This window comes from Bacteroides graminisolvens (genome assembly GCF_963666085.1).
Classification (GTDB): domain Bacteria; phylum Bacteroidota; class Bacteroidia; order Bacteroidales; family Bacteroidaceae; genus Bacteroides; species Bacteroides graminisolvens.
In genome coordinates this window covers 362,175-375,950 of the sequence record NZ_OY762556.1, presented here as the reverse complement: position 1 = coordinate 375,950, position 13,776 = coordinate 362,175, and the positions used below count along the sequence as shown (strand labels likewise).

The following is a 13,776-nucleotide window of genomic DNA, read 5'->3' as shown; positions in this document are numbered from 1 at the left end:
AATGAATGAATAAGATGGGAAACACAGCAAGTAAGATAGTAGCAGATAAGGAACGAATATCACTCAAAGAAAAAATTGGTTACGGTTTTGGTGATATGGCCTCGTCTATGTTTTGGAAACTTTTCGGGTCATACTTAATGATTTTTTATACAGACGTGTTCGGTTTACCGGCTGCGGTAGTAGGTACTATGTTTTTAATTACCCGCGTCTGGGACTCGGCTTTCGATCCCATTGTAGGAGTAGTGGCTGACAGAACCCATAGTCGCTGGGGAAAATTTCGTCCTTATCTGCTCTATCTGGCTGTGCCTTTTGCTCTTATCGGCATTCTGACCTTTACTACACCGGCACTAAGTGACACCGGAAAACTGATTTATGCCTACGTCACCTACTCATTGATGATGATGGTTTACTCGGCTATCAACGTTCCCTATGCATCTTTGCTGGGCGTGATGAGTCCCGACCCGAAAGAGCGCAACACACTTTCAACCTATCGAATGACTTTTGCCTACATCGGTAGCTTCATAGCCCTATTGCTCTTTATGCCGATGGCTAATCTCTTTGCTGGCAGCGAAGCAGACGCGGTGCACGAACAGCGCGGATGGATGCTGGCAGTAGTCGTGATTGCGGTGATGTGCGCCGTGCTGTTTTACTTCTGCTTTGCCTTAACACGCGAACGGGTAAAGCCCATCAAAGAAAAACAAAGTCCACTGAAAGAAGACCTTAAAAACCTGCTTGGTAATGGGCCGTGGTGGATTCTGCTGGGCGCCGGCGTAGCAGCACTGGTGTTCAACTCCATTCGTGACGGAGCCACTGTGTACTACTTTAAATATTTTGTAGTTGAAGCCGACTATGCAACCGTATCCCTTTTTGGTGTGTCGTTTGTGTTGAGCGGATTATATTTGGCAGTGGGGCAGGCGGCGAACATTGTTGGAGTCATACTGGCCGCTCCGTTAAGCAATCGCATTGGAAAGAAGATGACCTACATGGGCGCCATGGTTATTGCCACCGTTCTTAGTATTATTTTCTACTGGTTTGATAAAGATGATATTGCGCTGATCTTTGTGTTCCAGATAGGCCAATGAGATACAAAGTGAAGAAGCCATTCACGGTATTAAAATGTTCTTGAGTTTCTTGCCGGCTGTGGGTACCGTGTTATCTGTTATATTTATTAGCATGTATCCCCTCAGTGAAAAGAAAATGAAAGTCATAACCGAAGAACTCGAAGCAAAGAGAAAACAACAATGAATACAAAGATAACTCACTTAAAGGCAGAAGTAACCGAAGTCCTTACCACAAACATACTTCCGTATTGGATAAATAAAATGGTTGACACCACTTACGGTGGCTTTTACGGCCGTATTGACGGAACAGAAGTGTGCCGCCCCGAAGCTGAGAAGGGCGCAATACTCCATGCCCGTATGTTGTGGACCTTCTCAGCCGCTTACCGTTTGCTGAAGAAAGAAGAATATCTAGACATGGCCACACGCGCCAAACGGTATATCATAGACTCTTTTTATGATAAAACGTACGGAGGAATCTATTGGTCGCTTACCCACCAGGGCGACCCGTTGGATACCAAAAAGCAAATCTACGCCATTGGCTTTGCCATTTACGGGTTGAGCGAATATTACCGCGCCACGGCAGATGCCGAGGCACTTACTTATGCCATTCATCTTTTTGAAAGCATAGAAACTCATAGCTTCGATAAGATAAAGAACGGTTATTGTGAAGCCCTGACTCGTGAATGGGGCGAGATTGCCGATATGCGTTTGAGTGAAAAAGATGCCAACGAAAGAAAGACCATGAATACACACCTGCACATATTGGAACCCTATACCAATTTGTACCGCGTGTGGAAAGACGAACGCTTGAAGAACCAGTTGCGTAATCTCATTTTTCTTTTTACAGATAAGATACTCAATAAAGAAACCCATCACCTGGAGCTATTCTTTGATGACGACTGGAACAGCAAATACTCCATCGTATCTTACGGGCATGACATTGAAGCATCGTGGTTGATTCACGAGGCAGCATTGGAGCTGAAAGACCCTGCCGTATTGCAATACGTTGAGCCGTTAGTACAGAAAATAGCTGAGGCTTCCACCGAAGGATTCACACCCGAAGGAGGAATGATTTACGAACGCAATCTCACTAACGGGCATGTTGATGCCGACCGCCATTGGTGGGTGCAAGCTGAAACCGTGGTAGGATATATTAATTTGTACCAGCACTTTGCTGATGAGGCTTCACTTGATAAAGCACTCGCCTGTTGGGAATTTACCAAATCGCATCTGATTGACCGTGTCAACGGAGAATGGTTTTGGAGCCTTCGTGCCGATGGCACCATAAACCACACTGATGACAAAGCGGGGTTCTGGAAATGCCCCTATCACAACGGTCGCATGTGCATGGAAGTCATGGAACGATTCTGATACCCGTTAGCGGAGTTCATGTAATGCGTGAACTTCGCCCATGTGAAGTTCAAGATGTCGCGGGTAGTCTCTAATCATATCTTGCAGAGACACTTCTTCTCCCTCACCGGCAATCCACTTGTTATTCAACTTCTGTGCATCAACATGCTTTATGACGTGCACAAAATGGAGGTTACTATATTTCCATAGCTGCACCAATGTTTGCCAATCTTCCTCCTGAAAATGCTGAATGCCAATCCATCTATCGTTATTCCCGTTGGTGGCATAATTAGGAAACACGAGAGGATTTGCACCGTAATGCAAGTGAACTACGCGGTGCAAGTTATTGGAAGCTGAGTCAATCATGTGACCCACAATCTGTTTGATGGAACGGTTCTGACTATTCAAACGGGTAGAGATTGTTTCTTCATCTAACCCATTCAGGAATAGCTCCTCTTTCTCAATCATTTGCTCAATTTCCTTGATAACATCCTCAAAAATATACGCTGCCATAGTCTTCTTTTTTATGATTCAACAACTTTAACTAATTCATACTTCTGCAAAAGTAAAGCGATTAATGCCATCTGAGTTGTAAAAATCGGACTTTGTATTGTTATCTGTGTAACTTAATAATATTGAGCTTGCTTCCTTTAGAGAAGAAAGTGGAGTGAGGCTTTCTTGATTGCAGATATTCAGTAGGAGTGCATCCGGTGAGGCTTCTAAACTCTTTCACTAGATGAGACGAATCGCAGAACCCACAACCATAGGCCAGTTCTGTTAATTCTGTGCCGGGATTGTTTTGCAATAGATGCAATAGCCGTTGAAAACGAACAATGCGCAAATATTCTTTAGGACTTGTGCCTATGTATTTAGAAAATTCCCTGTTGAAATGTCTCACACCCAAGCAGGTTTGGGAGGCTAAAGAAGCCACATCTATTTCCACTTGCCGACTGATTACTTCAACAGAGTGAAACATTCTCTTGAAGTTGTAATCATGCCAATCTGTTATGCGAGACAGCAGAAAATGTTCTATCAGTTGGATACAGGCAAGAGAATCTTCTTCATGCAAAATGTTGCCTTTCAGTTCCTTTAGTCCGGCATCCTCCATGGAATCAACATCCACATATTGATTGTAAATAAGTTGCAAGGGTAATGAAAAGAATACATTGAAACCCAGCGGATGGAAAATCACGGCAACCATGTCTATTCCACCTTTTGATTGAAGAACTCCCGGACCCGAAAGCTGCCCTCTGATAAAAGACTGCGGCTGTTGCTCTCCATCAGAAAAGTACATACTTCCTCCTCTGTGAAACACCAAATGAATACATCCCGAAGGTACGGTCTGAATGGCAGTTGTTTCATCCGCTTTCACTACCCAGTAATACTTTACGTAAGGTGCCAGTAACGGAGAAGGAAGTACGTTCATTGATTATAATTTTAAATACTCTTCAGTAGTAACAACGGTTGCATAGAAATAACTTAAAGCAGCAAGAAAAGCATTTTGAACATCCTGGGCTTTAACCGATTGATCATGAATGAACAAATCTTTCGTTGCACATGCATCGCCAATGACGGTACAAGTAAAACCTAAATCTTTTGCAGCTCGCGTAGTGGCATCAACACACATGTGCGTCATCATTCCAACAATAACGAGACTGCCAACTCCCTTCTCCTTCAGCTTTTCCAATAAAGGAGTATTTATAAAACTGTTGGGAAAGCCTTTCGTTATAACCAGCTCGTTCTCGCCCGGAAATACGTTGGGGTGTATTTCCACTCCATGCGTATTTGGAATGAAAAATGTGGCTTCCGGTCGGGTTGAAACATGTTGAATGTGAACAACCGGTTTGTTGCAACTCCTAAATTGTTCAAGAATTGCTTTTGCATTTTGGCTTGCTTTCTCAGCACCTACCAGTTCGTTGGCACCCCCCGGAAAGTAATCATTCTGCATGTCGATGATTAATAATGCTTCTTTATTCATAGATACTATGTTTATTATCTTTTTGATGTATTATTTGGACTCCTTATGCGGTTGAATTTTTATAAGACTATCGAACAAAGCTGTTTTTGTGATGAATTTCGGAACATTATACTTTCTTTCTCGAGACATCTCTACTAATGCGAAATGAAGCATGAATCGCTCAAAAGTGCGTACCGAATAACAACTTTCACAATAATTGGTTACTGTTCCGTAGCCGGGAGCAATACCGTCCATCAACAGGGGGAAGGCATTGAAATATTTTTGAGCATAAAACGTATCTTCTCGTGTCAAATCTCCATATTTACTTAGTAATATAAAGGTAAAGCCAAAGCCGAATCTTCCAATTTGTTCTGACTTATATCCATCGAAGTAGCCCCAATTGAATTTGAGACAGAAAGCTTCGAATATATGCTTGAACAGTTTTGCATCGTCATTCATTATCTTGAAACCATTGGTTGTTAGGGATAAAATCCCTTTACGAACTTTTATCAGCCCTGCCGCTGTGGTTATATACCTTGCTAACGTGACCGAGTTTGAATCGGCCTCTTTGGATAGTTTATTGAGACCACTGTCAATACAATATTCGCTGACCCCCAAAGGATAAAGCACCTTTACCAGGGAAGGAGGCAGGAAGCCGGCCGCCGTCAGTTTTATTTCATGTTCGGCAAGTGTTTGCAGAAGATACTTTACTTGCCTGAAAATCGGCATTTGATTGTACTGTTCTGATGTGAGCGAATTGAATTGCAATACAGAATCACTGTCAAAAGACTCGTATAGCACCTTTGATATTTCCGAAGAAGAATATCCTTCAAAACCTTCTTTAGGAGCGTTGTTCATGTTGTGAATAAGATTGGCAAGATGAGCGTTAATCTGCTCTATGGTAGGGGTTATTCCCTTCGCTTGCATCCTATCCACATACTCTTTTATGTACTTTTGAATTTCCAAATTCATTTGCGTATGTATTATAGCCTGACTAATAAACAGTGCAAGTTATGGAAATCTTATTAGATGACAAAGTGTGTAAGCGTAAAAAGATAGAAGAAACAACTACGTTTGCAATTGGAAATTACAGATGCCATAGCGTACCTATTGCACCGCTATCATTATTTTCTTTCATGCTGTATGAATATTAAATTATTAATTTGCAATTCAGTGATCTAAAAGCACTTATAGTACTCGTTGGCGGGATTAAAAAGTTAAGAGATTTATGCTTGTGAAGTTGCGCATATTTACAAATCAACCCCTTGACATCATGAATCAGACGAATCTTGTCAAGAGCAGTTTTATATATTATTAACGGGTAAACCGGAAAGCAGCAAGACTTTGGTAAAACATAACCGACTTTTTGAAAAACATAACCAACTTTTCCAAAAAGATAACGAGCAATTTTAAATCATAAACCGTCTTTTGGGTCGTGAACAACCGCCTTACGGCCATAACACGGTTTCTCAGGAACCTTTTGCCACCGTGCGAACCGGCGCGAGACACCGTGCTAATGCAATAATAAACCGCTAAGACATAAAAAAAGGCAAGAGTATGAACTCCTGCCTTTGCGCCTATAATAATTTGAATATACTATAAGATTATAAGTACAAAGATAATACATTATCCTGTCAATTCCAAATCATTGTGGTTCTTTTATTAGGTTATTATTAGGGCACAAACTGCGTACTTCCGAATGTAACTCTATTTTTGCCATATTACAAAAGATTAATTGCAGATAATTCCTTTGTTAATGCTTGAATGCCTTTCTGAATCTTTTCCAACTGTTGTCTACGAGGTTTATGAACCCCTGCTGCATAATGCCACAACTGGCGTTCATTAATACCTGTAATCCGGCTCAAAGCAGCCTTAGTAAAGATACTGCTATAGTAGTTGATAAAAATAGCGGCAATTCCCAAGAATCACCGCTTAAATATTCCTAATTAATATATTTGACATAACTTGCAGGTTATCACCAGTCAATGACACTGGCCAATATAAGTTCATATTGTTCAGCTATTGCATAGCCGGATTCAAATCAACTGTTAGTCCCAATGCATTAACGATCCTATAGAAGGTCGCAACACTGGGAACGGTAGTGCCTTTTTCAATACGGGAAATGTATGATTTATTTGCCCCGATACGCCTTGCAAGTTCCTCTTGAGTCAATCTTGCATTCTTCCTTGCATCAAGCAAAATCTGACTGGTGTAGAAAGCATAGGCTTCTTCATCAAACTTTGCACGTTCAGGCGTACCATGTTTACCGAATTCTTTTTCTAATTCAGCACTAATATCAGTCAGCATGTTGTTCTTTGTAGTCATAATACTCCTCCTTTATTTTTAAAGCTTTATCTATTTCCGAAGTAGGTGTTTTTCGCGTTTTCTTTTGAAAACCATTAAATAATACAACTACCTGATCATCATCAAAGATGAAAAAAATACGATATATATTACCATTATATTCGATTCGCAATTCATATAACCCATCACGTATGAACTTCATAAACTTTATTGGTACTCGGTCGTATGTTTCCAACAAAGATAACACATACTTAACTTTCATCACCTCTTTTTCATTAAGAGAAGCAATAAAGTCATGGTAATATTGTCTGAATGCTATAATTCTGCGTTTCATACCACAAAGATAATTCAAGTTGCACAATTATGCAACTCTCTGACTGATTATTTTATAAAAAAAACGGCAACTCCGAAGAATCACCGCCTAAATATGCTCTCAAAATGAAGAGTTATGAAGCGTAAAAAGAGTGTTTTTTATCGAAAATGGGCTTGAATAAGCAAAACGTCGACGAATTTATAGTTAAATTGTAGTTAACGAATCTGTATACATGGTTAAAAGTGAGAGATAGTGATAGTAAAATGCCTGTTTTAGTGGTAGACATATTTTACTATCACTCCTCTGTAACCGCTTACTGCAAGCCGTTTCTTTCCAGTTAGTGAGGGTAAGTGAGGGTAAACCACACTTTTTTTTCTTTAGGAGGAAAGTGGTGTATTAATATACAGTATTCTGTGGGTCGAAATTACACCAACCGTTGGTCCAGGTAGGGAATGAAACTGTTGCCGTGCCAAAGGTTACGTTTTCCTGAGTAGCGGCAGTACCTTCCCAATTCAGCGGGTATCCGTTGATGTTTGCGTTCTTGAAGTTGACCGCTGTGTTACTGGTCAAAGCAATGGCTGCCCCGTAAAGACCTAGCAGACTCTGATTATCGGGCAGCAATCCGGCTCCGTTGATGTAGGTTGTGGTGTTTTCAAATTCGGCATCGGTGGAGGAGGGGCCGTACAGGTTTACGTTGCTGAAGGTAGGGGCGGTCTGCGGTTCGGCATTGCTGCTACTGCTGCACTCAAAACCGTGTGAGGTGGAGGCATCGGCTATCCGTGGGTGACGAATGCCCAGCAGATTGGTTGCGGTACCGCGGTATCCGTTGTCGGCATCGAAGTCATCGTCCCACGTGTGGTAGGCTATCAGGTAGTTGGGGCTTACTGTTCCGCCAAACCATTCGAAGGCGTCATCGTTGGAGTAAGATACTTGTATGTGGTCTATCTGCGTGTTACTGCCTACTGACCCCAGTGTTAGTCCGTTAATTTCTTGGTTGGTGCGCAGGGGTGATCCGGCAAACTCTATGCGTACGTAGCTTAGTATGCCCGAGTTGTCAGTGTCTTTGATGCCGCCGTGTGTGGTTCGCGGACCGCCTTCAACTTGCATAATGCCTTGGTTGTTGCGGGCGTTGCCACAGAGAATAAGGCCACCCCAGTCGCCCGGCTTGCGTTGTCCGGGAGCTTTCTCGGAAGTAAATACAATAGGAAGTTCGGCTGTTCCGCGGGCAATGATTTGTCCGCCCGGCTCCACAATAAGTGCTGCACGTGTTTCGCTGTCACCTTTGATAACGGTGCCCGCCTCAATGACCAATGTAGCACCGTCTGCTACGTAGCACCAGCCTTTGAGCAGGTAAACTCCTTTTTTAATTGTCTGGTTGTGGGTAATGATAAACTCTTGTTCACCGTTACCTATCTGGTTATCACCAAAAACAATGTTGTTGTCGGTTTCGTCGTTACTGCCGTTGCAGGCGGCAAGGCCGGCAGTCAGTGTAAGTGCCAGGATGGCATAAGTCCATTTTTTCATCTCGTTTTTATTTAATAACGAAAGCCGATGGGAAACAGTTCACCATCGGCTTAAGCAAGTTAGTTGAAAAGAAACGCTATTATAATGATATCAACAAACTAATTTGTATGATTAACGAATCCAACCTGCTGTCCAGTTATTAGCTGTACTGATGGCTCCTTTGTAAGTAGCTTTGGTAAAGAAGCTGTCGGCGCTCAGGTCTGCACCTCCGTCAACGGTTCCGAAGAACGTATCTGTAAATGTCAGCGTCTGATTAATGGCATTGCCGGTAGCTGCTGCGAATAAAGCCGATGAGTATCCGCCTAAACCGCTTACCTTGATGTCATTGGCTACATATATGTGGTTTAATATAGAGTTTGTTCCGCCTACCAATGCTTCTTCTGTTTCTTTGGTTTCTGTGGTGAGGTTATTGGTCTTACCTGTTACCAAAGCGTTATATATCTTAGCATAGGTACCGGCACGCAAACGAATGCCGCGTGTGTTGGCTGTCGATCCGTTACCAATCAGTGTGAGGTTGGCCAATGTGGGTTGTGAGATAGGAGTTGCTGCTGCATTGCTTCCCAAGTTGTCGGCTTCAATCAGACAGTCGCACTCATAACCCAGTGCGGTGCTTGGTTGTTGGTAAGCAACGAGGAACTGACCTTTACCGTTCCAACCTTCAGTCCAGTCGAACGAGTCGTCGCTACAGCTGGTTGCCACAAGGTATTTCACGTTTACCGATCCGCCGAAGAACTCAAATCCGTCATCAGATCCTTTGTAGGCTTGCAGGTATTCAACGGTTGTACCGTTACCCACGCCGTAGAATGATACGCCGTTAGCTTCTTTCTCTTCGCTGAAAGCATAACCGGTGTACTCCAAACGGATGTAGCGAAGTGTTCCCGAGTTGTCGGCATCATTGGTTCCGCCATAAGTTGCGTCACCGATTTCTGATTTTGAAGTAGCTCCCAGGTTGGTGTGTGCATATCCGCAAATGTGTATGCCGCCCCATGCTCCGGGTTCTTTCTTCTCAGAAGTCATCACGATGGGTGAACTAGCTGTTCCCTGTGCATCAATTTTACCGCCTTGTTCAATAAGGATGTAATCTACTATATTATCGTTCTTGGCAATAACAGTTACGCCGGCTTCGATTTTAAGTGTAGCACCGCTCTTCACGGTATATCCGCCTGTCAGGTAGTACACCTTGTTGGCTGTCAGTGTTTTGGTACCGCTGGTAAGTGAACCTTCCAGTGTTTCCGACTGTTGCACAGCGTTGCTGGCTAGTGTCCAACCGGCTGTCCAATCGTTGCTACTACTTACGGCTCCTTTATAAGTGGCTTTGGTGAAGAAGCTGTTTACGGTGCTCATGTCTTTACCACCGTCAATGGTACCGATGTAGTTACTGGTCAACGAAATAATTTTGCTGATGCCGTTGTTGGTATTGCCGGTGAAAAGAGCTTCTGTATAACCGTTGCTGCTGGTGCCTACACCGCTTTCCATATACACATAGTCGAGCACGGAAGTACCGTTAACCAATGCCGTTTCTGTTTCAACGGTTTCAGTGGTCAAGCAGCTGGTTTTTCCTTTTACCAACGTGTTGTATATTTTAGCCTGAGTACCGGCACGCAGACGAATACCGCGTTTGTTGGCTGTGGATGAGTTACCCACCAATGTCATGTTAGCCAATATGGGTGCTGAAACAGGAGTTGCAGCAGCGTTCTTGCCGTTGTTGTCAGCTTCAATGAGACAGTCGCAGTCGTAACCGATGGTCGTTTTGTCGCCCTGATAACCAACCAGGAATTGTCCGTAACCGTTCCAACCTTCAGTCCAGTCGAATGAGTCATCGCTACAGTCAGTTGCCACGAGGTATTTCACGTTTACCGATCCGCCGAAGAATTCAAATCCGTCGTCAGAACCTTTGTAAGCTTGCAGGTATTCAACGGTTGTACCGTTACCTACACCGTAGAATGATACGCCGTTAGCTTCTTTCTCTTCGCTGAAAGCATAACCGGTGTACTCCAAACGGATGTAGCGAAGTGTTCCTGAGTTGTCGTTCTCAACGCTTCCGCCGTAAGCAGCGTCACCAATTTCTGATTTGGCTCCGGTTCCGGCATTGGTATGTGCATATCCGCAGATGTGCAAACCGCCCCATGCTCCGGCTTCTTTCTTTTCGGAAGTCATGATAATAGGTGAACCGGCAGTACCTTGCGCATCAATTTTAGCTCCTTGTTCAATGAGGATGTAATCAACGATGTCATCGTCTTTGGCTATGATGTTTACGCCCGGCTGAATGGTCAGTGTAGTACCGCTCTTCACGTGGTAACCGCCCGACAGGTAGTAGGTGTTACCGCTTTTCAGCGTGAGGTCTTTGGTGAGTTCGCCGGTTAAGGTCGATCCTGCATCCACTCCGCCCCCGTTATTGGGTTCATCGTTATCGCTGCACGAAGTGAAAGCGAACAGGGTGGCTGCCATGGCCAGTGTTGCTAATTTCCAATTTGTCATTTTCATACGAATAAAAGTTAGTGTTACTTTTTAATTTTTTACTTTAATAATCTATGCTTAGAATTTGTAAGTGAATCCAATCTCAGCACTCATTCCGGGTTTGAAAGATTCTACTTCAACCACCTTGCCTGTACTGGGCACGTCTTGCTTGAAGCGTACGGTACTGTTTAGCAGGTCTTTGAGTTGCACTTTGGCACTGAAATGTTTGTTGAATTCGTAGTTGCCTACAAAGTCGAATGTATGCAAGGCTTGTTGTTCCACATTTCCCAGGTTGTAGATACCCACTGAATGTATGCGGGGACCTTGTACGTTGTACATCATAGCGAGTGACATGCGTCTTTCTTCGCCAAAGCTGGGTGTGTAACTCAGGTCGGCATTGATCAGGTAAGGCGATGCTCCCTGTAGCTGACGCTGACTGTCGGTGTAGATTCCTTCTCCTTCGGGCAGTTTCACGTCGGTGTACATGTATGATCCGTTGATGCCGAAGCGAAGGTTCTTGATAATTTCTTTGCGGATTTCTATTTCTACTCCGGCTGCCATACCGTTATCGGCATTGCGGAAAGAGTGTACGGCCGATCCGCCCGATGATTCTTGTACGCGTTCAATAGGGCTTTCCAATTTCTTGTAGTAACCGGTGATAGAGAACATGTCGCTGCTGTTTTGCGGGAAGAACTCGTAACGGAGGTCGATGTTGTAGTTGTATCCGTTCTTCAGGTTTTCGTTACCGCGTATTTCAGAACTTCCGTATGACTCTTTGTAGAGGAACGGTGCCATTTCAATGAATGAGGGGCGTGTTACGGTTCTGGAAGCCGATAAGCGAAGGCTGTTGGCCGGGTTGAAGTTGTACTTCATGTTCAGGGCAGGGAAGAAGTCGTCCGTATTCAACTCGGAACGTTTCTCGTTGGAAGCATCGTCCCAGTAGCGTACCCATTGGGTAGAGTGTTCGTAACGAACGCCCAGACTAACCAAGAGCGACTGAATGGGGTAGTATTCGGCTTCAGCAAAGGCTGCTGCTATTTCACTGCCTGCGTAGTAGGTGTACTTCGGCTGGAAATCTCGTGTGATGGAGATGGTACCGTTGGCCAGGTTCGACTGGTTGAGGTAGCCGTCCGTATCATAAATATCGGTTATGGTAGGGTTGATGGCGTTGAGGTTGTAATAGAAGCGAGCGGAGGTGAAGTCGCGGTCTTTGTCTTTATAGGTTCCGCCTACCTTAATTTTGTTGCTTTCGCCAAACTTGTAGTTCAGGCGAAGATCGCCTACTACTTCTTTTTCGTCCAACTCACCATAGTATCTCATGGTTTCTTGCTTGTTGAGTTTGAAAAGGCTCAATGCACCGGCATCGTCTTTGCGGAACATTACCTGACGGCGGTCGGGTTCGTCACTTCCGGTTTCGCCGTATGAGGCGCTCCAGTTCAAATCCCATTGCTTGCCGAATTCGTGGTGACCGAGCAACTGATTGTTGAGCAGTGTGTAGGCGTGAAACACGCTGTTGCTACCGATGAGGTTTACCCCTTCTGAGTCATAGCCTTCACGACGCATGTAGGTGTCAACAGCGTTGCGGGCATAGAATAGGGTGTAGTTGATGCGGTCGGCCTTGCGGAAGGTGTAACCCACGCTGGCCAGACCTGCCATTTTCAACTCGGATGTGTATTTGTCATAACTGAATTCGTTGAGGTTGGTGCCTTGTGCGGTAAGGGTGGTTACGTAGGCGTCTTCCAAAATCTGACTGTCGTTGCTGATACCTACGGATGCCAGGAGGCTAAGTCTTTGTCCGTTATTCAGCTTCCAGCTTTTACCAACTCCTAATGATCCGCCAATAACGGGTAGTGAGGTGTTCTTTGAAATGGAGAAGCTGGTACCGAACGGGTCGTTGTTTTTTACGTAGCTGTCTTCGAACTCGCTTTTATTCATGGTAAGCAGGCTTTTGTTGAGGTTGCCTGTGCTGAATAAAGAGCCTTTGCGATCACTGCTGTAGAAGTCTTTGAAAAGTGTGTTTATCTTTCCTCCGGCATTGATGGAAATAGAGAAGAAGTCTTCTCCGGTATTTTCACGCGTACCGATGTCAACGTGTGCTCCCGAGTAATCGGCAAATGCGCCGGCTTCGTACACCTTACTCACGGTGATGTTTTTTACGGTTGAGGTAGGGAAGATGTCGAGGGGGATGAGCTTGTTGTCGGGGTTGGGTGAAGCAATAGGTAGCCCGTTGAGGGTGGTTGTGCTGTAGCGGTCGCCCAGTCCGCGAACAATAAGCTGTCCTGCGCTGGCCAGTGATACGCCGGTGATTTTCTTCACACCGTCGGCTACACTCGATACGCCTTTCAAACTCATTTCTTTCGCTCCCATGTTCTCAATGGCCAACGTAGCTTTCTGGCGCTCCTGCAAGAGGGCTTTCTCGCCTTCGAGGTTTTTACGTGCCACAACGGTTACGTCGCCCAAGACTAGTGACTCGGGTTCCATTTCGAAGTTCAGAACGGTGGGGGTGCTGCCCGATACTTTAATGTTTCTAATCTGGATGGTTTTGTAAGATACGTACTTGATTTCCAGATTGTACGTTCCGTTTTTGAGTCCGGCTAAGTTGTAATTACCATCTAAGTCGGCTATTACACCGATGTTGGTACCCACGATTTGTACGGTGGCTCCGGTGAGGGGTTCTTTGGAGCTTTTATCCCGAATGATTCCTTTGATGTTTTCTGCCATCAGTTGAGTGGATAGCAGACTAAGTAATGTGACAATAAATAAAACTTTTTTTCTAACTGTTTTCATACTTAACTATAATGCGTTTCTTT

The 13,776-nt window shown here is 44.3% G+C and carries 10 protein-coding genes and 2 pseudogenes; 2 read left to right on the top strand and 10 right to left on the bottom strand.

Going from position 1 to position 13,776, the window contains the following annotated elements:
* Positions 1–14: 14 nt before the first annotated feature.
* Together ACKPCE_RS01595 and ACKPCE_RS01590 are read left to right on the top strand one after the other, a co-directional pair.
* Positions 15–1,245: pseudogene (locus ACKPCE_RS01595) on the top strand (MFS transporter).
* On the top strand, positions 1,242–2,432 hold the full coding sequence (locus tag ACKPCE_RS01590; RefSeq protein WP_319503957.1) for an AGE family epimerase/isomerase: 1,191 nt from the start codon (positions 1,242–1,244) through the stop codon (positions 2,430–2,432). The pseudogene ACKPCE_RS01595 and the gene ACKPCE_RS01590 overlap by 4 nt, the downstream one beginning before the upstream one ends.
* Positions 2,433–2,438: 6 nt before the next feature.
* On the opposite strand, the gene ACKPCE_RS01585 is transcribed toward ACKPCE_RS01590, so the two are convergent.
* The 10 genes and pseudogenes from ACKPCE_RS01585 to ACKPCE_RS01540 all read right to left on the bottom strand — a co-directional run bounded on the left by ACKPCE_RS01585 (position 2,439) and on the right by ACKPCE_RS01540 (position 13,753).
* The gene (locus ACKPCE_RS01585) at positions 2,439–2,924 is read right to left on the bottom strand and encodes a DinB family protein (protein WP_319503956.1); all 486 of its coding nucleotides are present in this window, start codon (positions 2,922–2,924) and stop codon (positions 2,439–2,441) included.
* A 100-nt stretch (positions 2,925–3,024) separates the two neighbouring features.
* Complete coding sequence (locus tag ACKPCE_RS01580) at positions 3,025–3,837, bottom strand: AraC family transcriptional regulator (protein WP_319503955.1); 813 nt, start codon at positions 3,835–3,837, stop codon at positions 3,025–3,027.
* 3 nt (positions 3,838–3,840) lie between these two features.
* Positions 3,841–4,389: a cysteine hydrolase family protein gene (locus tag ACKPCE_RS01575; protein ID WP_319503954.1), complete on the bottom strand. Its 549-nt coding sequence runs from the start codon at positions 4,387–4,389 to the stop codon at positions 3,841–3,843.
* A gap of 30 nt (positions 4,390–4,419) precedes the next feature.
* Complete coding sequence (locus ACKPCE_RS01570; RefSeq protein ID WP_319503953.1) at positions 4,420–5,340, bottom strand: hypothetical protein; 921 nt, start codon at positions 5,338–5,340, stop codon at positions 4,420–4,422.
* Positions 5,341–6,089: 749 nt separating this feature from the next.
* A pseudogene (locus ACKPCE_RS01565) lies at positions 6,090–6,281 on the bottom strand (antitoxin HicB); the annotation flags it as partial.
* A 106-nt stretch (positions 6,282–6,387) separates the two neighbouring features.
* Positions 6,388–6,693, bottom strand: a complete 306-nt coding sequence (locus ACKPCE_RS01560) for a type II toxin-antitoxin system RelB family anti-toxin (protein ID WP_319503952.1) — start codon at positions 6,691–6,693, stop codon at positions 6,388–6,390.
* Positions 6,665–7,006: a type II toxin-antitoxin system RelE/ParE family toxin gene (locus ACKPCE_RS01555; RefSeq protein WP_319503951.1), complete on the bottom strand. Its 342-nt coding sequence runs from the start codon at positions 7,004–7,006 to the stop codon at positions 6,665–6,667. Before ACKPCE_RS01555 ends, ACKPCE_RS01560 begins: the two co-directional genes overlap by 29 nt.
* Positions 7,007–7,381: 375 nt before the next feature.
* Positions 7,382–8,509, bottom strand: a complete 1,128-nt coding sequence (locus ACKPCE_RS01550; RefSeq protein WP_319503950.1) for a beta-helix domain-containing protein — start codon at positions 8,507–8,509, stop codon at positions 7,382–7,384.
* Between the two features lie 111 nt (positions 8,510–8,620).
* On the bottom strand, positions 8,621–9,985 hold the full coding sequence (locus tag ACKPCE_RS01545) for a beta-helix domain-containing protein (RefSeq protein WP_407655020.1): 1,365 nt from the start codon (positions 9,983–9,985) through the stop codon (positions 8,621–8,623).
* Between the two features lie 1,059 nt (positions 9,986–11,044).
* The gene (locus tag ACKPCE_RS01540) at positions 11,045–13,753 is read right to left on the bottom strand and encodes a TonB-dependent receptor (protein WP_407654940.1); all 2,709 of its coding nucleotides are present in this window, start codon (positions 13,751–13,753) and stop codon (positions 11,045–11,047) included.
* Between the last annotated feature and the right edge of the window lie 23 nt (positions 13,754–13,776).

Excerpts from the sequence above, each read along its gene's own strand:
- ACKPCE_RS01590 (WP_319503957.1), top strand. The coding sequence starts at position 1,242 with ATGAATACAAAGATAACTCACTTAAAGGCAGAAGTAACCGAAGTCCTT.
- ACKPCE_RS01585 (WP_319503956.1), bottom strand. The coding sequence starts at position 2,924 with ATGGCAGCGTATATTTTTGAGGATGTTATCAAGGAAATTGAGCAAATG.
- ACKPCE_RS01580 (WP_319503955.1), bottom strand. The coding sequence starts at position 3,837 with ATGAACGTACTTCCTTCTCCGTTACTGGCACCTTACGTAAAGTATTAC.
- ACKPCE_RS01575 (WP_319503954.1), bottom strand. The coding sequence starts at position 4,389 with ATGAATAAAGAAGCATTATTAATCATCGACATGCAGAATGATTACTTT.
- ACKPCE_RS01570 (WP_319503953.1), bottom strand. The coding sequence starts at position 5,340 with ATGAATTTGGAAATTCAAAAGTACATAAAAGAGTATGTGGATAGGATG.
- ACKPCE_RS01560 (WP_319503952.1), bottom strand. The coding sequence starts at position 6,693 with ATGACTACAAAGAACAACATGCTGACTGATATTAGTGCTGAATTAGAA.
- ACKPCE_RS01555 (WP_319503951.1), bottom strand. The coding sequence starts at position 7,006 with ATGAAACGCAGAATTATAGCATTCAGACAATATTACCATGACTTTATT.
- ACKPCE_RS01550 (WP_319503950.1), bottom strand. The coding sequence starts at position 8,509 with ATGAAAAAATGGACTTATGCCATCCTGGCACTTACACTGACTGCCGGC.
- ACKPCE_RS01545 (WP_407655020.1), bottom strand. The coding sequence starts at position 9,985 with ATGGAAAGCGGTGTAGGCACCAGCAGCAACGGTTATACAGAAGCTCTT.
- ACKPCE_RS01540 (WP_407654940.1), bottom strand. The coding sequence starts at position 13,753 with ATGAAAACAGTTAGAAAAAAAGTTTTATTTATTGTCACATTACTTAGT.